At 70.8% G+C, this 21,128-nt stretch carries 18 protein-coding genes and 1 tRNA gene; 15 read left to right on the forward strand and 4 right to left on the reverse strand.

The features are described from left to right. The first annotated feature begins 79 nt into the window (after positions 1-79). The 13 genes from CRYAR_RS02335 to CRYAR_RS02395 all read left to right on the forward strand — a co-directional run bounded on the left by CRYAR_RS02335 (position 80) and on the right by CRYAR_RS02395 (position 15,774). Positions 80-1,753: an IucA/IucC family protein gene (locus CRYAR_RS02335; protein WP_035848098.1), complete on the forward strand. Its 1,674-nt coding sequence runs from the start codon at positions 80-82 to the stop codon at positions 1,751-1,753. Next, the gene (locus tag CRYAR_RS02340) at positions 1,750-3,000 is read left to right on the forward strand and encodes a glutamine synthetase family protein (protein ID WP_035848101.1); all 1,251 of its coding nucleotides are present in this window, start codon (positions 1,750-1,752) and stop codon (positions 2,998-3,000) included. The genes CRYAR_RS02335 and CRYAR_RS02340 overlap by 4 nt, the downstream gene beginning before the upstream one ends. Beyond that, positions 2,981-4,429 (forward strand): pyridoxal phosphate-dependent decarboxylase family protein, encoded by a 1,449-nt coding sequence (locus CRYAR_RS02345; protein WP_051569626.1) that lies wholly within the window; start codon positions 2,981-2,983, stop codon positions 4,427-4,429. Before CRYAR_RS02340 ends, CRYAR_RS02345 begins: the two co-directional genes overlap by 20 nt. After that, the gene (locus CRYAR_RS02350) at positions 4,426-6,183 is read left to right on the forward strand and encodes an IucA/IucC family protein (protein ID WP_084699956.1); all 1,758 of its coding nucleotides are present in this window, start codon (positions 4,426-4,428) and stop codon (positions 6,181-6,183) included. The genes CRYAR_RS02345 and CRYAR_RS02350 overlap by 4 nt, the downstream gene beginning before the upstream one ends. Next, positions 6,180-7,472 (forward strand): lysine N(6)-hydroxylase/L-ornithine N(5)-oxygenase family protein, encoded by a 1,293-nt coding sequence (locus tag CRYAR_RS02355; RefSeq protein ID WP_035848103.1) that lies wholly within the window; start codon positions 6,180-6,182, stop codon positions 7,470-7,472. The genes CRYAR_RS02350 and CRYAR_RS02355 overlap by 4 nt, the downstream gene beginning before the upstream one ends. A gap of 40 nt (positions 7,473-7,512) precedes the next feature. After that, on the forward strand, positions 7,513-8,682 hold the full coding sequence (locus tag CRYAR_RS02360; protein ID WP_035848106.1) for a CaiB/BaiF CoA transferase family protein: 1,170 nt from the start codon (positions 7,513-7,515) through the stop codon (positions 8,680-8,682). A 4-nt stretch (positions 8,683-8,686) separates the two neighbouring features. After that, positions 8,687-9,346 carry a hypothetical protein gene (locus CRYAR_RS02365; protein ID WP_035848108.1) on the forward strand — a complete coding sequence of 220 codons (660 nt, stop codon included), beginning with the start codon at positions 8,687-8,689 and terminating at the stop codon, positions 9,344-9,346. 33 nt (positions 9,347-9,379) lie between these two features. Then, positions 9,380-10,075 carry a hypothetical protein gene (locus CRYAR_RS42540; RefSeq protein ID WP_051569627.1) on the forward strand — a complete coding sequence of 232 codons (696 nt, stop codon included), beginning with the start codon at positions 9,380-9,382 and terminating at the stop codon, positions 10,073-10,075. A gap of 53 nt (positions 10,076-10,128) precedes the next feature. After that, complete coding sequence (locus CRYAR_RS02375) at positions 10,129-11,625, forward strand: carboxyl transferase domain-containing protein (RefSeq protein WP_035848111.1); 1,497 nt, start codon at positions 10,129-10,131, stop codon at positions 11,623-11,625. A gap of 478 nt (positions 11,626-12,103) precedes the next feature. Further along, positions 12,104-13,021 (forward strand): carbamate kinase, encoded by a 918-nt coding sequence (locus tag CRYAR_RS02380; protein WP_035848113.1) that lies wholly within the window; start codon positions 12,104-12,106, stop codon positions 13,019-13,021. Continuing rightward, positions 13,022-14,155 (forward strand): barbiturase, encoded by a 1,134-nt coding sequence (gene bar / locus CRYAR_RS02385; RefSeq protein ID WP_035848115.1) that lies wholly within the window; start codon positions 13,022-13,024, stop codon positions 14,153-14,155. Between the two features lie 56 nt (positions 14,156-14,211). Next, positions 14,212-14,757, forward strand: a complete 546-nt coding sequence (locus tag CRYAR_RS02390; RefSeq protein WP_035848117.1) for a nucleotidyltransferase family protein — start codon at positions 14,212-14,214, stop codon at positions 14,755-14,757. Between the two features lie 105 nt (positions 14,758-14,862). After that, complete coding sequence (locus tag CRYAR_RS02395; protein ID WP_035848119.1) at positions 14,863-15,774, forward strand: TolB-like translocation protein; 912 nt, start codon at positions 14,863-14,865, stop codon at positions 15,772-15,774. 751 nt (positions 15,775-16,525) lie between these two features. On the opposite strand, the gene CRYAR_RS42545 is transcribed toward CRYAR_RS02395, so the two are convergent. Further along, positions 16,526-16,909: a ScoMcrA-related endonuclease gene (locus CRYAR_RS42545; RefSeq protein WP_051569628.1), complete on the reverse strand. Its 384-nt coding sequence runs from the start codon at positions 16,907-16,909 to the stop codon at positions 16,526-16,528. A 938-nt stretch (positions 16,910-17,847) separates the two neighbouring features. Here CRYAR_RS42545 and CRYAR_RS48420 point away from each other — a divergent pair. Together CRYAR_RS48420 and CRYAR_RS02405 are read left to right on the forward strand one after the other, a co-directional pair. Beyond that, complete coding sequence (locus CRYAR_RS48420) at positions 17,848-18,162, forward strand: hypothetical protein (protein ID WP_051569629.1); 315 nt, start codon at positions 17,848-17,850, stop codon at positions 18,160-18,162. Then, positions 18,159-18,971: a tyrosine-type recombinase/integrase gene (locus tag CRYAR_RS02405; RefSeq protein ID WP_051569630.1), complete on the forward strand. Its 813-nt coding sequence runs from the start codon at positions 18,159-18,161 to the stop codon at positions 18,969-18,971. The genes CRYAR_RS48420 and CRYAR_RS02405 overlap by 4 nt, the downstream gene beginning before the upstream one ends. 53 nt (positions 18,972-19,024) lie before the next feature. Here CRYAR_RS02405 and CRYAR_RS02410 read toward each other — a convergent pair. The 3 genes from CRYAR_RS02410 to CRYAR_RS02420 form a co-directional block, all read right to left on the reverse strand. Next, a tRNA-Thr gene (locus tag CRYAR_RS02410) sits at positions 19,025-19,097 on the reverse strand. 29 nt (positions 19,098-19,126) lie between these two features. Further along, the gene (locus CRYAR_RS02415) at positions 19,127-19,696 is read right to left on the reverse strand and encodes a hypothetical protein (protein ID WP_035848121.1); all 570 of its coding nucleotides are present in this window, start codon (positions 19,694-19,696) and stop codon (positions 19,127-19,129) included. Between the two features lie 39 nt (positions 19,697-19,735). After that, the gene (locus CRYAR_RS02420) at positions 19,736-20,812 is read right to left on the reverse strand and encodes a LacI family DNA-binding transcriptional regulator (RefSeq protein WP_035848123.1); all 1,077 of its coding nucleotides are present in this window, start codon (positions 20,810-20,812) and stop codon (positions 19,736-19,738) included. Positions 20,813-21,128 lie beyond the last annotated feature (316 nt).

Genomic DNA, 21,128 nt, shown 5'->3' on the forward strand with positions numbered 1-21,128 from the left:
TAAAGAGTGGTGCCGCGACGCTCGCAACATGCGTTGACCTGCGACGCGGCCGATCCGACCAGCACAGGAGTCCCCGCCGATGAATTCGTCCGCCTGGCGCGAGGCCGGGCTCGTCCTGCTCACCCGCGCGATCGCCGAACTGTCCTACGAGGACATGCTCCGACCCGAGCCGCTCGGCGACCGCCGTTACCGGCTCGACTGCGGCGGCGTGAAGTACACGTTCACCGCCGACCGCTCCGCGTTCGACTCCTGGCGCATCGACGCCGACTCGATCCGCCGCGACGGCGAGCCGGCCGCCGACCCGATGGAGTTCCTCGTCGACGCCCGGCGCGTGCTGGGGCTGGACGGCCCGACCACGGCCGAGGCGCTGCGTGAGCTGGTCGCGACCTGGTCGGCCGACGCACTGCTCCGACGAAACCTGCCGACCGCGCGCGAACTCGCCGACGCGTCCTACGTGGACCTCGAGGCGGCCCAGGCGGGGCACCCCGCGATGGTGCTGAACAAGGGGCGGCTCGGGTTCACGGCGTCGGACGCCGAAGCGTACGCGCCGGAGGCCGGGCAGACGTTCCGGCTCACCTGGATCGCGGTGCACCCGTCGCTGGCGACCGCGCACGGCGTACCCGTCGACGACGAGCTCGACCCCGGGACCAGGAGCGCGTTCGACGCCCCGGACGGCTACGTCTGGCTCCCGGTGCACCCTTTTCATCTCGACGCCTGCGTCCGCACGTTGTTCGCCCCCTACCTGGCCGACGGACGGATCGTGATCCTGGGCGAGGCCCCCGACCGGTACCGGGCGCTCGCGTCGGTGCGCACGCTCGTCAACGTCGACAATCCGGAGAAGCGCAACGTCAAAGTGCCGCTGTTGATCCGGAACACGCTGGTGTGGCGGGGGCTCCCGGCCGGGCCGACCGCCGGGGCGCCGGCGGTGTCGGCGTGGCTGCACACCCTGCGGGCGTCGGATCCGTACCTGGACGAGCACGTGGATCTGCTGGGGGAGGTCGCGTCGGTGGCGGTACGGCACCCGCTCTTCGATCGCGTGCCGGACGCGCCCTACCGCTACCACGAGCTGCTCGCGGCGGTGTGGCGCGAGCCGGTGCAGACGTACCTCAAGCCCGGCGAACGCGCCCGCTCGTTGGCGTCGCTGCTGGTGACGGGCTCGGACGGGGTGCCGCTCACCACCGAGTTGACGAACCGTTCCGGGCTCTCGGCGCGGGAGTGGCTGCGCCGACTCGTCGACGCCGTGCTCGCTGCGCCGCTGCACGCACTGCACGCGCACGACCTGGCGTTCTGCCCGCACGGTGAGAACACGGTGGTGGTCTTCGACTCCGACGACGTGCCGGTGCGGACGATGCTCAAGGACTTCGCCGAGGACGTGAACCTGCTGCCGGGGCGGGTGTATCCCGGCCTGCCCGAGGAGGCCGACCGGCTGTTGCCCCGCTGGTCGGAGGGGGAGCTGGCACACTCGATCGTCACCGCGGTGTTCGCGGGGGTGTTCCGGCCGCTCGCCGCTCTCGTCGACGTGCCGGACTTCTGGGCGGTGGTGCGCGCGTCGGTGGACGCGTACTTCGCCGACCGCCCCGAGCTCGCGGAGCGACGCGAGGCCTACGGCCTGACCGCGGCCGAGGTCGAGCGGATCTGCCTCAACCGCGAGCAGCTCACCGGGGGCGGGTTCCACGACCGGGCCGAGAAGGAGGAGTTCGAGATCGTGCACGGCACGGTGGCGAACCCGCTGGTGCGCGAGGCGGGTCGGTGACGAGCCTCGCGGACGCGGCGGAGGTGGTGCTCGCGCTGCCCGACCTGTACGGGCGGTTGCAGGGCACCCGGCTGGCCGGCGACTTCTTCCGCGACCAGGTCCTCGACGGCGGCTACGGCGCGTGCGACTACCTGCTCTCGGCCGACGTCGAGATGCGTGCCGCCGCGGGGTATCGCGGCGATTACGGCGACTTCGTGCTGCGCCCGGATCCGAGCACCGTCCGGCCGTTGCCGTGGCGCGAGGACACCGTGCTGGTGCTCGCCGACGCCGTCAACGTCTCCGGAGCGTTGGTGCCGGTGGCGCCGCGGCAGGTTCTCCGGACGCAACTCGAGCGGCTCGCCGAGCGTGGTCTCACCGCGAAAGTGGGGACGGAGCTGGAGTTCCTGGTCTTCTCCGAGTCCTATCGCGAGGCCTTCACGACCGGCTACCGCGACCTGCGTACGGCCTCGCGGTACAACTCCGACTACGCGCTCACCGGGCTCGGCGAGCTCGACGACCTGGTCGGTGCGCTGCTGCGGGGCATGGCCGGTGCGGGTCTGCGCATCGAGTCCGCGCGCGGCGAGGTGCATCCCGGGCAGTACGAGATCGTGTTCCGCTACGGCGAGGCGATGGCGGCTTGCGACGGGCACGTGTTCTACAAGTCCGGTGCGAAGCAGATCGCGGAGCGGGCCGGGCGTTCGATCACGTTCATGCCGAAGTTCGATTCGGGTGAGGGCAACTCGTGTCACGTGCACTTCTCGCTGTGGTCGGGTGACCGGCCGGTCTTCGACGAGCATTTCCTGGCCGGGGTGCTGGCGTGCGCGCCCGCGTTCACGGTGCTCGGCGCACCCACGATCAACGCGTTCAAACGGCTTTCCCCGGACGCTTTCGCGCCGACCGCGGCGGCCTGGGGCACCGACGACCGCACGCGCGCGGTGCGGGTGATCGGGGCCGGGCCGTCGCGCCGGTTCGAGCACCGGATCGCCGGGGGCGACGCCAACCCGTACCTCGTGGTGGCCGGGATCGTCGCGGCCGGGCTGTACGGGCTGGAGCGGGAGTTGCCGCTGCCACCGCCCGGAGGCGACGGGGAGCCGCTGCCCCGGACGCTGGAGGCCGCGGCCGCGGCGTGGCGGGGGAGTGCGGTCGCCCGGGAGGCGTTCGGCGACGAGGTCGTCGAGCATCTCGCGTCGGCGGCCGACGCCGAACTGACGGCGTTCGCCGCCGTCACGACCGACTGGGAGCGTCAGCGTGGCTTCGAACGCCTCTGACCACGGCGGGTCGCGGGACACCGCGCTCGCGGGGAACGTCGAAGCGCTGGCCGCGCTGCTGGCGCCGGTGCTCGAAGCCCTCGCGGAGGGCGCCCGCGACCGGGGCGGCCCCGCGCCGGCCGGACACCCGGCCGACCTCGACGCTTCCTGGCGGGGCGCGTTCACCGACTTCGGTGCGCCGGGGATCGGAGCGGGCGCGGCGCTCGGCGAGCTCGTGCGGATGTTCGCGGCCGGCTCCGTCGACCCGGCCGACCCGCGGTGCGCCGCGCACCTGCACTGCCCGCCGCTCGCGGTCGCGGTGGCCGCAGACGCCGCCGCCTCCGCGCTCAACCCCTCGCTGGACTCCTGGGACCAGGCTCCGGTCGGCACCTCGCTCGAACCCGCCGTCGTCGCCGAGCTGGCCGACCTCGTCGGCTACCCGTCCACCGCCGACGGCGTCGTCACCACCGGCGGCTCCGAGTCCAACCTGCTCGGTCTCCTGCTCGCCCGCGAACACGCGATCCCCGGCGCGGTACGCAGCGGTGTCCCGGCCGGCCGCTACCGCATCTTCGGGTCCGAGGCCACGCACTTCTCGGTGCACCGCGCCGCGGGCCTCCTCGGCTTCGGCGAGGACGCCGTCGCCCCGGTGAAGACCGGCCGTGACCACCGGTTGGACCCCGACGCTCTGGACGAGGCCCTGAGCCGCGCCGACCACACCCCGATCGCCGTCGTCGCCACCGCCGGAACCACCGACCTCGGCGCGATCGACCCTCTCCCCGAGATCGCCGAGGTCGCGCGGAAGCACCGCGTCTGGCTCCACATCGACGCGGCCTACGGCGGTGGTGCGCTGTTCAGCCCGACGCTCGCGACCAAGCTCGCCGGCCTCCGCGCCGCTGACTCCGTCGGTTTGGACCTGCACAAACTCGGCTGGCAACCGGTCGCGGCCGGCGTCTTCCTCACCAGCAGGGCCACGAACCTCGCCGCCCTGGCGAGACGGGCCGAGTACCTCAACCCGGCCGACGACGAAGACGCCGGCTACACCAGCCTGCTCGGCCGCTCACTGCGAACGACCCGCCGCCCCGATGCGCTCAAGATCGCGGTCACGCTCCGGGCGCTGGGCCGCGACGGGCTCGGCGCCCTCGTCGATCGTTGCGCCGCGCTGGCCGCGCACGCCGCGGCGTCGATCGGGAGACAACCGGCGCTCGAGCTGTACCAGCCACCGAACCTCACCACCGTGGTGTTTCGCTTCACGGCGTCGAACGAGGTCAACGCCCGGCTCCGCCGTGCGCTGCTCGCCGCCGGGACGGCCGTGATCGGCCGCACCGAGATCGACGGTCGCGTGTGGCTCAAGCTGACGCTCCTCAATCCCGACGCCACCCACGCCGACGTCGACGCTCTGCTCGCCGCGGTGGTGAGCGCGGGTACCCAAGAGCTGGAGGCCGCCCGATGACCGAACCCGACATCCTCAACCGGTTGCTCGGTGCGGCGTCCGACCGCAGCCGTACCACCGGCACCCCTCGCACCGGAGCCCCCACCGTGGACGGGGTCGCGAACGCGCTCGCCGTGCAGGCGCTGCTGCGCTGCTGGGTGCGCGAACAGCACGTGGCCGTGCCCGCGTCCGGCGGGCGGCTCGACATCCCGCTCGCGGTCAGCGGCGTCCGTCTCGTCGCGGACGTGCGGTACCGCTCGGTCACCGGCTGGCACCGCTTCGCGCGGGTCCGCTTCGCCACCGGCAGCCCGGTGGACGCGACGCTGCTGGCCGCGCTGCTGGCCACCGAGGCGAGAGGCTCGTCGGCCGACCTCGTCGAGCAGGTCATCGACTCGACGCGTCGCCTCGACCGGTATCTGCGGGCCCGGGCGGCCACGCCCGACGACGACCCGATCGCGCCGTTCCTCGTCGCCGAGCAGGCTCTGGTCGCCGGCCACCCGCTGCACCCGACGCCGAAGAGCAGACCCGGCCTCTCCGACGTCGACGAGCTCGGCGCGGCCCCGGAACTGCGGGGAGCGGCGCCGCTGCACTGGTTCGCCGTCGACCGGGAACTGGTCCGCCACGGTTCGGCCACCGCGGTGTCCGCGCTCGACCAGCTGGCCGCGCTGGCCCCGCGCGGTGTCCACGCACCGCCGGGAACCGCGCTGGTTCCCGCCCACTTCCGCCAGGCGGCGGCGCTGCTCGCGCGAGCCGACGTCCAGGACCTGATCGCCGATCGCCGGCTGCACGATCTCGGCCCGGCCGGCGCGAGGTGGGCGGCCACGTCCTCGCTACGGACCCTGTTCCGGGCCGACGCCGAACGCATGCTCAAGTTCTCGCTCGGCGTCCGCATCACGAATTCACGGCGGGAACACCTGGTACCGGAGCTGATTCGCGGCGCGGAGATGTATCGCCTGGTCGACGCGGGACTCGGGGCGCTGCTCGCGGCGGCCTACCCACGGTTTCGCATCCTCGGTGACCCGGCCTGGGCCGCCGTCCCGCTGCCGACCGAGGACCCGAACGGGCAGGTCGCGCTCGCGGTGAGCCTGCGCGACAACCCGTTCGGCCCGGACACCAGGGTGGCGTGCGTCGCTGGGCTGGTCGCCGAGCGGCCCGACCTCGCGGACTCCCGCTCCGGGCTGGCCGTGCTGATCGAGGACCTCGCGATCTCGACCGGGCGGCCGGTCGCCGCGGTGGCCGTGGAGTGGCTGCGCCGCTTCGTCGACGAGGTGATCGCGCCGGTGGCGTGGCTGCACGGCGTCCACGGCCTCGGGCTGGAGGCGCACCAGCAGAACACGCTCGTCACCCTCGACCCGGCCGGCTGGCCGGTCGGCGGCTGGTACCGCGACAACCAGGGCTACTACCTGTCGCCGAGCCGGGCCGGGACGCTGCACGCGATGCTGCCGGGCCTCGGCCGCCACAGCGAGGCCACCAACCCCGACGACGTCATCGACGAACGGGTCAGTTACTACGTCGGCGTCAACAACCTGCTGGGGCTGGTCGGCGCGATCGGGTCCTCCGGTCTGGCCGACGAGGCCGCGGTGCTGCGTGCCGCCGCCGCCGCGCTGGGGCCGCACCGCTTCGGCTTCGTGAACACGCTCCTCGACGAACCGGAGCTGCCGTGCAAGGCCAACCTGCTCACTCGCGTCGCCGGGCTGGACGAACTCGTCGGACCGGTGGAGACCCAGTCGGTTTACGTCCGCATTCCCAACCCGCTTCGGGAGGTGCCCGCATGAGCGAGCCGTACGACGTCCTCGGTATCGGGATCGGGCCGTTCAACCTGTCGCTGGCCGCTCTGGCCGAGCCGCTCTCCGACGTGTCCGCGGTGTTCTTCGACGGCCGCCCCGGGTTCTCCTGGCACCCCGGCATGCTGATCGAGGGCGCGACCCTGCAGGTGCCGTTCCTGGCCGACCTGGTGACCCTCGTCGACCCGAGGAGCCGCTGGTCGTTCCTGTCCTACCTGCAGCAGCACGACCGGCTGTTCCCGTTCTACTTCGCCGAGCGGCTCCACGTGCCCCGGGTGGAGTACGACGACTACCTGCGCTGGGTCGCCGAATCGCTGCCGTCCTGCCGGTTCGGCCGGCCGGTCGAGTCGATCTCCTGGGACGCCGCCGAGCAGCTCTTCGTCGCCGAGGTCTACGACGTGCTCACCGCACGCACCACCCGGGTACGGGCCCGCAACACGGTGGTCGGCGTCGGCACCGAACCGGTCGTGCCGGCGCCGCTGCGTCCGCTGCTCGGCAAGGAGGTCTTCCACTCCGCGGAGTACCTCGACCGGCAGGAGTCGCTGCGTGGAGCGCAGGACATCACGGTCCTGGGGTCCGGTCAGTCCGGGGCGGAGGTGTTCCTCGACCTGCTGCGTCACCAGCGCGACGGTGGTTACCGGCTGCGCTGGCTGACCAAGGCGCCCGCGTTCGCGCCGATGGAGTACTCCAAGCTCGGGCTGGAGCACTTCACCCCGGAGTACACCCGCTACTTCTGCTCGTTGCCGGAGCCGGTGCGCGACGCGCTCGTGCCCGCGCAGTGGCAGCTCTACAAGGCCATCGACGCCGAGACGATCGACGCGATCCACTCCGAGCTCTACGAGCGCACGGTCGCCGGTGGGTCGGTGCCGGTGACGATGTCGCCGAACGTCGAGGTCGTGGGGGCTTCGCGCAGCGAGAACGGGATCACGCTGGAATGCCGCGAGGTCCTGCAGGACCGGGAGACCACGGTGCGCACCGATCGGGTGGTCGCGGCCACCGGGTACACGGCCCGGCCGCCGGTGTTCCTCGAGCCGCTCGAGTCGGTGATCCGCCGGGATGCGGCCGGGCGCTTCCGGATCGATTCGGACTACCGCGTGGAGCTCGACCCGGGTGTCACCGGCGGGATCTACGTCCAGAACGCGGAACTGCACACGCACGGCGTCGGCACGCCGGACCTGGGCCTGGGGGCGCACCGGGCGGCCACCATCCTGAACGCCCTCACCGGGGCCGAGGCCTACCGGCTGCCTTCACAAACGGCGTTCACGACGTTCGGCGTGTAGTGACGTCGAGCGGGGCCCTCCGCGCGCATAGCCTGACCCGATGGGAACGAACGGACCGCTGGACGGTGTGCTGGTAGTCGACCTGTCCCGAGCCCTGGCCGGGCCGCACGCAGCGATGATGCTGGGTGATCTCGGGGCGCGGGTGATCAAGATCGAGAACCCGTCCGGTGGTGACGACACCCGTTCCTGGGGTCCACCGTTCGTCGGGCCCGACGACTCGATCTCGACGTACTTCCTGTCCTGCAACCGGAACAAGGAGTCGGTGACGCTCGACCTGAAGTCCGATTTCGGCGCGGACACGCTCCGGCGGCTGGTCGAGCGGGCCGACGTCCTGGTCGAGAACTTCCGGCCGGGCGTGCTCGACCGCCTCGGTTTCAGCATGGAACAGCTGCACGAGCTGAACCCCCGGCTGGTGGTCCTGAGCATCACCGGCTTCGGACACGACGGGCCCGAGGGCGGCCGCGCCGGGTACGACCAGATCGCCCAGGGCGAGGCCGGCCTGATGTCGCTGACCGGGCCGTCCGCGGACGAGCCGACGCGCGTCGGCGTGCCGATCGGTGACCTGCTGGCCGGCATGTACGGCGCGTACGGCGTCGTGGCGGCGCTGCACGAGCGCAACGAAACCGGCCGGGGCCGGGTCGTGCGCACGAGCCTGCTGGCCGCGATCGTCGGCGTGCACGCGTTCCAGGGCACGCGGCACACGGTGGCCGGCGAGGTGCCCACGGCGTCCGGCAACCACCACCCGTCGATCGCGCCGTACGGGCTGTTCCATTGCGCGGACGGCTCGCTGCAGATCTCGGTGGGCAGCGAAGCGCTGTGGCGACGCTTCGTCGCGGCGTTCCCGTCGCTGGACCGGCCCGAGTTCGGCTCCAATCCGGAACGGGTGCGGGCCCGGGACGCGGTGATCGCGGCGGTGGACGAGGTGTTCTCGGCCCTTCCGTTGGCCGAGCTGCTGCCCAAGCTCGCCGAGATCGGCGTCCCGGCCGGTGAGGTGCGCACGCTCGACCGCGTCTACGACTGGGAGCAGACCCGCTCGCAGGGCCTGCTGGTGGACGTGGACCACTCGGTGCTCGGGTCGATCACGCTGCCCGGCCCGCCGCTGCGCTTCGACTCCAACCAGTTCGCCGGCGGGCGCGTGGAGAACATCGCGCCGCCCACCCTCGGGCAGCACACCGACGCGGTTCTCGCGTGGTTGGACGGGAAAGAATAAGAGCATGCGACGTGCCGGGCTCGGGCTGCTGATCCTGTTACTCGTGGCGGCCTGCACCCGGCCCGCCGACGGACGGTTCGTCGAGCCGCGCTCGGCCGCACTGCCGCTCGGCGACCGCGCGGCGGCGTCCCTCCACGTCGACACCGGGGTGCAGCGGATCGCGGTCAAGGTCGCCGACCTCGGTGACGACCTGCTCCGCGTCGACGGCGCCCGGCCGCAGGTGACCGAGGACGGCGACGACGTCGACGTGCGGTTACGCGGCGGCTCGCTCCAGGTGACGCTGACCAACCGGGTCACCTGGTCGGTGACGCTCTCCGGGGGCGCGTCCGGCGCCGACGTGGACCTGCGCGGGGCGCGTCTGACCCGATTGGACGTCACCGCGGGGCTCGACACGGCCGAGGTCTGGCTGCCGTCTCCGTCCGGCGCGGTCACCGCGTCGCTCGCCAGTGCATCCCGGGCGACGGTGTACGTGCCGCCGAGCGTCGTGACGCGGGTGTCGACGCGCAGCGGCGCCGGAACGGTGGACATCGACGGTGTCGTCACCACCGGAGCGGCGGCCGGTCGGGTCTGGACACCCGACGACTGGGCCGGTCAACCGGACCGGTACGACGTCGTCGTGCAGGGCGGAGTGGGCCAACTGACCGTGGCGCGGGCGCGCCGTTAGTAGCTGGGCGCGCGTCCCCGTAGATTCTCCCGCATGTCGAACGCCTTCTCGAACGAGGATGTCGCCGCCGCGGCCGAGGTGCTGGCCGAGTCCATCCGGCGGCACGCCGCAGTCATGGTCGACGCCGATGCGCCGGTCCGGGACGCTCTGGCGGCGATCGAGGGCCTGCGCACCTCGGCTCGCCGCTACGAAGAGGTCATCTTCGGGACGTCGGGCTGGGGCCCGGTCTTCGCCGACCTCGACGAAGACGACTTCGACGAGGACGACGACGACGAGCACGACCACCCGCAGGAGGAACTCGTCACCACCGGCGCGCCGCCGATGACCGTGACCGTGCGGGCCCGGTACGACTACCAGATCGCCGACCCCGACGCCTTGATCCAAGCCGGACAGTTGGCGCGGATCCGGTCCTGGGACGGCGACCCGCACGGCGCGGAGCCGGTAGCCGGCGTCGGCGAAGCGATCTACGAGCTCTTCCACCTGGCCGGTTCGACCTTCCCGGCGCTCGAGGTGCCGGAGCTCGAGCCCGGCAGCGGGTTCATGACCGTGCACCACACCGCGGCACCGCTCCAGCCCGACGACGTCGTCGGAGCCGGCGTCGACCTGGAAGAGCTGTTGATCAGTGAGGAAGAGGACGAGCTTCTCTACGACCTCGCCGAGCCCCGCTATGCGACCAGGGAAGAGGCCGAGGAGGCCAGCCGCCGCCTGGAGCAGGACGAAGGCCTGTGAGATCCGTCTTCTTGAAACGATTCCGGTAAGGATTACGGTGCAAGATGGGACCCATGACTCCACGCCGCCTCTCCGCCCGTGAACTCATCGCGAGTGCGCTCGACGAGGACAGCTGGGAGTCGTGGGACCAACCGGTCACCGATCCGGTCGACGCCGACGAGAGCTACCGCGCGTTGCTGGCCGCGGCACGCGAGAAGACCGGTGTGGACGAAGCCGTGCTCACCGGCGCGGGCCTCATGCGTGGACGCCGGGTCGCGGTGGTCGTCGGCGAATTCCGGTTCCTCGCCGGTTCGATCGGTGTGGCCACCGCCCGGCGGGTCGTCGCGGCCGTCGAACGCGCGACGAGCGAAGGGCTGCCGCTGATCGCGGCCCCCACGTCCGGCGGTACCCGGATGCAGGAGGGCACGGTCGCGTTCCTCCAGATGGCGGACATGACCAGGGCCGTGACCGCGCACAAGGCCGCCGGCCTGCCGTACCTGGTCTACCTGCGGCACCCCACGACCGGTGGGGTCTTCGCGTCCTGGGGTTCGCTCGGGCACGTGACCGTGGCCGAGCCGGAGGCGCTCATCGGGTTCCTCGGGCCGCGGGTCTACGAGCTGCTCAACGGACGGGAGTTCCCGGCCGGCGTGCAGACCGGCGAGAACCTGTTCGCCCACGGCCTGGTCGACGCCGTGCTACCGCCGGAACAGGTCACCGACCTGGCCGTGCGGACGCTCGACATCCTCTGCTCACCCCGCAGCGGGTTGCCGCGGGTGGCCGACGTCCCGCGCGAGGAGCTCGCGGACGTACCGGCCTGGGAATCGGTGACGCGTTCGCGCCGCGCCGACCGCCCCGGCGTGCGGCGGCTGCTCAAGTACGCGGCCCAGCCGGTGATCCCGCTGAACGGCACGCAGCAGGGCGAGACCGGCGCCGGCATGCGCCTGGCTCTGGCCCGGTTCGGCGCCGCGCCGGCCGTCGTGCTCGGCCAGGACCGCCGCGGTCAGACCGCGGAGAGCCCGCTCGACCCGGCCGCGCTACGCACCGCCCGCCGCGGCATGCGTCTCGCCCAGGAACTCCGGCTACCGCTCGTCACGATCATCGACACCCCCGGGGCCGCGCTGTCGCGCGAAGCCGAGGAGGGGGGCCTGGCCGGCGAGATCGCACGCTGCCTGGCGGATCTGATCGACCTGCCCACCCCGACGCTCGGCGTGCTGCTGGGCGAGGGCACCGGCGGTGGCGCGCTGGCCTTGCTGCCCGCCGACCGGGTGATCGCGGCCGAGCACGCCTGGCTCTCGCCGCTGCCGCCGGAGGGAGCCTCGGCGATCGTGCACCGCACCACCGATCTCGCTCCGGAGATGGCGGCCGCGCAGGGCGTCCGCTCCCGCGATCTGCTGCGCCACGGCATCGTCGACCGGATCGTGGCCGAACGCCCCGACGCCGCCGACGAGCCGGAGGCGTTCCTCGCCCGCCTGGGCCGCGTGATCGAACACGAGCTCGTGGGCCTGCTCGACCAGGAGCCCCGATCCCGGGTGACCGCCCGAACCGATCGTTACCGCCGCATCGGCAGCTGATCCGGCGCGCTACTCCCAGCGCAGGTCTGGGGTGAGCCCCGATGCCGTACCGCTACGACGTCGCGTCGATGGCGAGCGTCGTGTCGGGGACGATCGGACCCCCGACGCCTTCTCGGCCTCGCGCGCCGCTTCGGGACCGAGTACGACGTCGTCTGGTGGATCGCGGCGGAAGAAGAAGCTGGTCCCGGACCGGATCGCTGCGCTCGGGAGCTGAGCGAAACCCTGCTCGGGCCCGAACATCCAGCGATGCTCCAGTCCGAGGCCGCCCTGGGGACGGCGCTCCTCGCGATCGGGCCGACCACCTACCGGCCGGCTGCCGCGAGTGGCCAACCGTCCGCCAACGTCGTCGAGGGTCGCTGTGGCGTCGGCGCGCGGGTCCGCCCTTCGACAAGTAGACGGCGAATCTTCGTGGAAACCCAGCGGTCTTTGGGCGAGTGTTGACCATGTTCGGCGACCGAATCGTTCCTACGCTCGCCTGATGCGAGTCGTGATCGCTCTCGGCGGGAACGCGATGACCTCGGCGGACGGCAGGGCCCGCCCCGAGGACCAGATCGCGGCGATCCAGCGTGCGGCCGGACCGATCGCGGATGTCGTCGCGAGCGGTGCCGAGGTCGTGCTCACCCACGGCAACGGGCCCCAGGTGGGCAACCTGCTGGTGAAGAACGAGATGGCCGCGCACGTGGTGCCGCCGGTTCCGCTCGACTGGTGCGGAGCCCAGACCCAGGGCACGGTCGGATTCGTCCTCCTCAACGCCTTGGAAGCAGCCGGAGCGCCGGTCGCGGCCCTGGTCACCCGCGCGCTCGTCGACATCCACGACCCGGGTTTCATGAACCCGTCGAAGCCGATCGGGCGGTACCTGCCGTCGGCCGAGGCCGCGTTGATGATCCAGCACGGGCAGCGCTGGGAGGACCGGGGCGAGCGCGGCTGGCGTCGAATCGTCGCCTCACCGGAGCCCCGGGCGATCCTCGAAGCCCCCGCCGTGTCGAGCCTGCTCGAAGCGGGGTACGTCGTGGTCTGCAACGGCGGTGGCGGCATCCCGGTGGTCCGCGAGCCCGACGGCCGGCTGCGCGGCGTCGAAGCCGTGATCGACAAGGACCTCGGTGCGGCGCTGCTCGCCCATACGCTGAACGCCGACACGCTCGTGATCGCCACCGACGTTTCCGCGGCGGTGGTCGGGTGGGGCACGGCGTCCGCCCGCCCGGTCGGCGAGATCGACGTCACCGCGCTCCGCACGCTGGCCACCGAGGGCCACTTCGCGTCCGGGTCGATGGGCCCGAAGGTGGAGGCCGCCTGCCGTTTCGCCGAGAATGGCGGCCGATCGGTGATCACCTCGCTCGACCACATCGCGGACGCCGTCCACAAATCCGTGGGAACCGTAGTTACGAAGGAGAGCTAAGTGCCCGAGGCCATCGAAGTACGCAAGGTCCCGATCCTCAACGTCAGCGACGCGTCGGGCCTCGCGCAGCTCATCGACGACAAGATCCTGGACGCCGACCGCGTCGTCGCCGTGATCGGCAAGACCGAGGGCAACGGCGGCGTCAACGACTACACCCGCATCATCGCCGACCGGGCGTTCCGCGAGGTCCTGGTGGCCAAGGGCACCCGCAGCGCCGACGAGGTCAAGCAGATCCCGATCGTCTGGTCGGGCGGCACCGACGGTGTGCTCTCCCCGCACGCGACGATCTTCGCCACGATCCCTCGGGGTGAGGAGGAGGCGACCGACGATCCGCGCCTCACGGTCGGCTTCGCGATGAGCGACGTCCTGCTCCCCGAGGACATCGGCCGCGTCGCGATGGTCGAGAAGGTCGCGGCGGCGGTGAAGATCGCGATGGAGCGCGCCGGCATCACCGACCCGGCCGACGTGCACTACGTGCAGACCAAGACCCCGCTGCTGACGATCCACACGATCCGGGACGCCAAGAGCCGCGGCAAGACCGTGTGGACCGAGCACACCCACGAGTCGATGGACCTCTCCAACGGCACCACCGCGCTGGGCATCGCGGTCGCGCTGGGCGAGATCGACATGCCGACCGACGCCGACGTCATGCACGACCGTTCGCTCTACTCGTCGGTGGCGTCGTGCTCGTCCGGGGTCGAGCTCGACCAGGCCCAGGTCGTCGTGGTGGGCAACGCACGCGGTGTCGGCGGCCGGTACCGGATCGGGCACGGCGTGATGAACGACGCGCTCGACGCGGACGGGATCTGGGACGCGATCAAGTCCGCCGGCCTTTCGCTCCCGGACCGGCCGAAAGCTTCGGACCTGGACGGCCGTCTCGTCAACGTCTTCCTCAAGTGCGAGGTCTCGCAGGACGGCGTCGTCCGCGGCCGCCGCAACGCGATGCTCGACGACTCCGACGTGCACTGGCACCGTCAGATCAAGGCCACGGTCGGCGGCGTCACCGCGGCCGTGACCGGCGACCCGGCGGTGTTCGTCTCGGTCTCCGCGGCGCACCAGGGCCCCGACGGTGGCGGCCCGGTGGCCGCGATCGTCGACCTCGGCGCCGGCGACCCCACCGGCTACCGCGGCTGAGTCCGCTTTTCCGGAGCCCGGGCCGCGTGCGGCCCGGGCTCCGTTACGTTTTGGTCGTGGACGTTGTCGGGATCGTGTTGGCAGCCGGCGCCGGCCGCCGCTTCGGGCGGCCGAAGGCGCTGGTGGAGTACCAGGGCACCCGCCTGGTCGACCGGGCCGTGAGCCTGCTCTCCACCGGCGGCTGTTCGCCCGTCCTCGTCGTGGCCGGTGCGGCGCCGCTGACCGTCGAGGGCGCGACCGTCGTCGACAACCCCGACTGGGAGTCCGGCATGGGCTCCTCGGTGCGTGCCGCGCTGTCGGTGGCTGATGCCGCTGCGGCCGTCCTCGTCCCGGTCGACACGCCCTTTCTCGGTGCCGACGCCGTGCGCAGGCTGATCGCGGCGTACCGTGCCGGCGCTTCGGTGGCCGCCGCGACCTACCGGGGCGAGCGCGGTCACCCGGTGCTGATCGCGGCCGAGCACTGGCCGGCGGTGATCGCCTCCGCGCGGGGAGACGTCGGCGCCCGCGCGTTCCTGCGGGCGAACCCGTCGCTGATCACGCCCGTGCCCTGCGACGGCACCGGCCGCCCCGATGACGTCGACACGCCCGAAGCCCTGGTGTGACCTAGACCGCTATACCACAATATAACCGGACGAAAACCTTCACAGGTGCGTGTGCGGAGCCGAAAGGTAGCGCGAAGGGTGCGGGCACAACGGGGGAGCTAGACCATGCGGCGGACGATCATCACGGGTGTTGTCGGTGCGGCGCTGGCGTTGACGGTGACCAGCCCGGCGCTGGCGGCCGCTCAGCCGGCCACCGGTTCCACCTGGACCGCGAAGACCGACTGGAGCCTGCTCGTCGACAACGGCCGGGACATGGACCGGGTCGTCGACGGCACCACCAAGACCCTGCTCGCCGGCGAGGCCTTCCAGCGCAAGTACGGCGCGTACTCCGCCGACGGCCGGCGGATCGTCTACTCCGACCAGGGCAAGACCGGCTTCGGAGCCCAGATCTGGACGATGAACGCCGACGGCTCGCACCGCCGCCAGCTGACGTCGCTGACCACCGAGGCGTTCGGCCCGGAACTGTCGCCGAACGGCACCGCGATCGCCTTCCAGACCCAGGGCGCGATCTGGGTCATGAAGGCGGACGGCACCGCGGCCCGCAAAGTCAGCCGGGACGGCTACTACTACGGCACCGGCATCAGCTGGGCGCCCGACAGCGCGCAGTTCGCCGTCACCCGCGGCCTGATCGACGAGCGCAGCGGCGAGCCGTACGACATCGAGGTGGTCACCCTGCGGGCCGACGGTTCCCGCGAGACGGCCCTGACCCGCACCGGCGGCGACAAGAACAGCCCCGCCTGGAGCCCCGACGGCACCACGATCGTCTTCAGCCAGTCCCTCGCCGGCGAGAACTACGACCTGTGGTCGATGAAGGCCGACGGAACGCGGGTCAAGCAGCTCACCCGCACCAAGGACGTCGGCGAGCAGGACACCGTGTGGGCCCCGACCGGCACCGCGATCGCCTACGCCGCCTGGGCCCAGCAGACCGAAACCGCCCCGCGCGTGATGAAGGCCAAGGCCGACGGCACCGCAGCGAAGTCGCTCGGAGTCGTGGGCTACCCGACCAGCTGGAGATGACATGCGGATCCGCCGCCGCCCCCTGCCGCGCCGCCCGGCCTCCCGCCGCAAGGCGTCGACCCGGCCGTCCGTACGTCGTCATCTCCCACCGCCCACCCGCCCCCTGACCTGAGGAGGTGATCGTTCGAAGACAACACACAAAGCCACAGAGTCACTGCGTCATAGAGGTCGGGCCGGTCCACGAGGACCGGCCCGACTGCGCGTGCTCCGCATTTCGCGAGACCGACGTAGCGAGCGCTGTCTCGGCCAACCCCACGTAGTGAGACCACCCAACGTTTATTCGGACAGTGATGTACCCCTCGCGCCGTTCCCCGTATGCCGTGGCGAAATCGAACCCATAGGCCTCGCGGGGCCAGGCGGCCCGTCGCTTCGAGCACGGTGTCGACCTTCCGGCGCCGAATTTCGGCACTTCGCTCGCGGCTGAGGTGTTGTCGCAGCAACAGCCGCCCTTCAGGCGCCTCGATGTCCTCGTCGGCAAGGTCTTCGGCCGGCCCGGCGTCGTCGATGTTCCCCGACTCGACGGCGTAGCGGATCGCTGCTGCTACCGCCCGCATACGTGCTGGACCTCGCAGAAAAGTAGCCAAGACCTCTTTGTCGGTTTGGCCTCCGTCAGGCGGCCGCCCTTTGTAGTCCGGATGAGCGGTCGCGATGTCCCGGGTCTTCCGGGCCACACCATCGGGATCACGGAAGGTTTCGCCACGATCCATCGGAGCGTGCAGGGGCATTCGCTGGAGCAGTGCCGACAGCTCGATCACCCGCGGGTCAGTTTCGCTGAATTGGGCCCCTTCCAACCGTTCTGCGCGACCAGTGCGCACGCGAGGACGAGTTCGTCTCTGGTCCAATCAGGGGTCCGGCTGCGTTTGACCTCGAAGCCAGGCCGCAGCAGAAGGCGACCGACGGTCTGCTCACCGCCGCTGAACACCTGCGGCCTCAACGGCTGACCGGAGACGTACCGCTGGGCGACCCCGACGATGGCCTTCGAGTCGTAGGTCTGGCCGTCGTGTCGAAGTTGGTAGACCCGCGCGGGGCCGTAACCGTACTGCTCTCGGAAGCTCTCCGCCCCGAGCTCATCCCACTCTCGGATCGCGGCAAGGACAGCTTCCCGGGTGGTGTCCCGCAGCGGCGTACGAGGCATGGTAGCCGTGCGTTGACTACTCAACTGATTGTCCCGGCTACCGAGAGCAATGTCCGCGAGCTGCAAACCGTCAGGTCAGATGAGAGCTGGTGAGGGGACTTGAACCCCTAACCCCCGATTACAAGTGCGGTGCGACGCGTACTTCTCCGTCCGGTGCCGACCGTCTTCATTCGTTCCTATGCTGGTCAGAGGCGCTTGACCGTCCAGATCCGTCCGTCGGCGTCCGGAGCCGTTGCACCAACGGCGTGACATCCGTGTGACACCTACTTGCCCAGTCCGTGGGCCGCGCGTCGGCTACGGCGGGTAGCGCGTGCAGCGGCCGGCCGACGCGTAGTCCACGGCGCTGGGGGTCCAGGGGGCGGGAGCCCCCTGGTACCACACAACCTAGAACGGCTGGTGAAGCAACATGTAGACGAAGCCGCCGACCGGTACCGCCACCAGAACCGCCGGTCCCCAGGCAGGCTCGCGACGACACAACCAGAGCACCCCCGCTACGGCGGCGAAGAGTAAGAGCCATCGAACGTCAATAGCGATAGACACGCTTAGACCTCTCCGTGAGTTGCACAGACCCGTCCTTAAGTGACGGAGCTATGCCCTCCGGAAGAGGTCGCTTCTTATGTTGATGGCGGCCTGAAGCGGCCCCGCGCGTTTGGCGATGAGATGCGCATCACAGTCGACGTCGACCCGCCACGAAGGCCCTCAGCGAAGCATCGCCTGACATCTCAGTGGCACCTAGCCCCGATCCACTCTGCTCGCGACCACAAACACCTGGTCAGAAGAGAGCTGTGACGGGCCTTGAACCCATAACCGCCCGATTACAAGTTTCGCTCGCCGCGTCCGCAAGCGTTCACCCGTGCGCGTCTCCGCAGCTAGCGACGTCGCGAGGTGCGCGGGCATTGCATTCGCGTCCGTCGTCGTGCGCCGCCTCGGCTATTCGGTTGGCTACCTGGGAAGTCGAGCTGGTCGTCGAGACCGGGCTCAACCCGAAGACCGGCAAGCGACGGCAGGCGAGGCGACGATTCGCGACGATCGACGACGCAGTCGACGCCTACGCCAAGATCCACACCGAGGCGACCGCAGGAACGTTCGTCGCGCGGTCCAGCCTCACCGTCGACCAGGTCTGCCAGGAATGGCTGGACGGACGTCATGGCCTCCGGCCGAAGACCCTGGCCGGCATCGCGACGTCCTCAAGCCGGTTCGAAGCGTCTACGGCGCTCTGCCGATCAGGCAGCTCTCGAAGCAGCACCTCGTGAAACTCGTCGCTGAGCTACAAGCCGGCTCGATCCCGCGGGCGGACGGCAAGCCGCGACGCCCGTGGACGGCCCGCACCGTCAACTTGATGCTCTTCACGCTCGGCCAGATCCTCGACGACGCGATGAAGCAGGGCACCGTGGCGCGAAACGTCGCCGAGCTGGTCGACCGCCTACCGCAGACCAAGGTCGAGATTAAGACGTTCACCGCGGCTCAGGTGACGCGTGTCCTCACGACGGCGGAGAACGATCCGCTCGAGCACGCCTGGCACCTGGCGCTCTACGGTCTCCGCCGCGGTGAGGTCTGCGGGCTCACGTGGGCAGCGGTCGACTTCCGCAAGCGCACGCTCACCGTCAAGTCAGCACGCGTCTCCGTCGACGGCGAGGCCACGGAATCGGACCCGAAGTCGGAGAGCGGTGGCCGAACCCTCCCGCTCACCGACGAGCTCATCGACGTCCTGAAGCGCGCCAAGCGGCGGCAGACAGCAGCCAAGAAGGTCGCCGGCCAAGCCTGGAAAGACACCGACTACCTCGTCGTGAACGCCATCGGCGAACCGCTCCACCCCGAGACCATCTCCGACAAGTGGGAAGCGCTGATCCGCACCGCGAACGTCCCGCGCATCCGGCTGCACGACGCCCGCCACACCTGCGGCACCCTGCTCCACCTCCAGGGCGTGCCGGTCGCGGTCATCGCCGCCTGGCTCGGCCACGCCGACGCCGCCTTCACGATGCGCACCTACGTGCACTCGCAGGAAGACGCTCTCAAGGACGCCGCGAAGGCCCTAACGAAGCGCCGCGTGACATCTCGGTGACACGAGGCTCCGAGCAACACTGCTCGAAACCGCGAAACGCCTGGTCAGTCCAGAGCTGGTGAGGGGACTTGAACCCCTAACCGCCCGATTACAAGTCGGGTGCGCTGCCAATTGCGCCACACCAGCAGGTCGTTCTGATGGTAACCGCTCCGCGCTCACTGGTGCGTCTGTGCACCCAGCGCGAACCTCGTCAGGTCCTCCCAGTCGAACGAGCCGATCGGCAGCGGCTCCGGCGGCTCCTCGTCCACCAACGCGTCTTCGAACTCGGGGCGCCAGCCGCCGACCGTGGCGATGACGCCGGATTCGAGGTAGCTGGCGACGTCGAGGTTGAACCACACCGGTGGGGTCGGGCGGCGGCCGGTGCCGGGCGGACGGGGCGCGCTCAGCCCCAGGTAGCTGGCCTGTGAGCGCAGGACCCCGAGCGACGCCATCTCCGTCAGATCACAGACCTGGGCCCTGATCACCCGGGACCAGCCCGAGAAACCGTCGAGCTCGGACAGGTCGAGATCCTCGCGGGCCCAGTACTTCTCGAACGGCGGAGCCGGCGCCGTCAGGGCGTCCGAGATCCACGACAACAGCTCGTCCGGCTCGAGGGCCTTCGAGTCACTCAGGTCGTATCCGGTCGACCACCAGGACCGGAGGAACTCTTCCAACGGTCTGCGGGTGGACGAGCCGAGTCGGGACATCGCGAGGTACAGGTCACTGTTGGTCCGGACCGAAGGCACTCGACCATCCAACTAGAACCGAGCGCCACCCAACAGGCCTCAGGCCAAACGACTCGTCGTCTGACGAACACGCAACTCGGTCGGGATCGTGGCCCGCATGGTCGGCGTCTCGTCGCGGTCGTCGCGGCTGAGCAGGCGCCAGGCGGCCCGGCCCTTCTCCGCGTGCGACTGGTGCACGGTCGTCAGCCCGCTCGCGCCGGCTTCGGGGATGTCGTCGAAGCCGGTCACGGACACGTCGTCGGGGACCGAGCGCCCGGATTCGCGCACCGCCTGCATCGTGCCGAGCGCCAGGACGTCGGTGGTGCAGGCGACCGCGGTCAGCTCGGGGTACGCGTCGAGCATCTCCTTGGCCGCGGCGGCCGCGGAGTCGATCGTGTTCTCCCAGCACTCCCAGACCGGAACGTCCTCGCGGTCGAGCTGCAGGCCGTCGAACAGGCCGTCGAGACGCAGCCGGACGACGTCGTACGGGGACGAACGCTGCCGTTCCGGCGTGGCCTGACCACCCGGGCCGCGCTGCGAGCTGATGCGGCTGCAGATGATGCCGATCTTGTGGTGGCCGAGCTCGGCCAGGTGGGCTCCGGCCTTCGCGGCCGCGGCCCGGTCGTCGATTCCGACGTAGTCGGCTCCGGACGCGTTCAGCGGTTCGTCGACGATCACGGTCGGCACCGGGCGCGCGAGCGCGGCGTCCAGATGCGGGTCGTCGTTCGGCAGCGAGTAGACGATGAAGCCGTCGACCGCGGCCGCGGCGGCCAACGCGGGATCCGTGCCGGCGCCGGGTACCGCCGGCACCAGCAGGAGGCCGGTCTTGGCGTCTTCGCATTCGCGCGCGAGGCCCTCGAGGAACTCGACCGCGGCGGGGTCGCGGAACGCGTACGACAGCGCCTCGGTGAGCAGCAGACCGATCGCACCGGCTCGGCGGGTCCGCAGCGACCGCGCGAGCGGGTCCGGCCCGGGGTAACCCAGGCGCTTGGCTGCTTCGAGCACACGCTGACGCAACTGCGGTGAGAGCTGGTCGGGGCGGTTGTAGGCGTTGGAAACGGTCGTGCGTGACACGCCGAGTTCCGCCGCCAACGACGCGAGTGTGGCGGTTCGACGGGGCTGGCGCTGGGCCATCATGGGCGGACCCTAACCGATCAAGCGCTCGGCGTATACCCGCCGGTAACCAAGGGCCTTTGTGATGTACATCATCGACGCACCTCTCGTAGGCATTTGAAACGATTCATGGGCATAGAGATTACCAATCGAAATCGGACAACCACTAATTGTAAGTAACCGAAAGTGCAGTTCCTTTCGCTGAACAGCAACGTCAGCGACATGTTGGGGTTATCTTTGCTCCACGGTCGCGGCGAACAGCCTCGATCGCGGGAGGCAACGCCCTAAACAGGCGCAGCCCTCACCACTCGGATCGTCCGGCACGTTCCTGCCGGTGGAA

The organism is Cryptosporangium arvum DSM 44712 (assembly GCF_000585375.1).
Classification (GTDB): Bacteria; Actinomycetota; Actinomycetes; order Mycobacteriales; family Cryptosporangiaceae; genus Cryptosporangium; species Cryptosporangium arvum.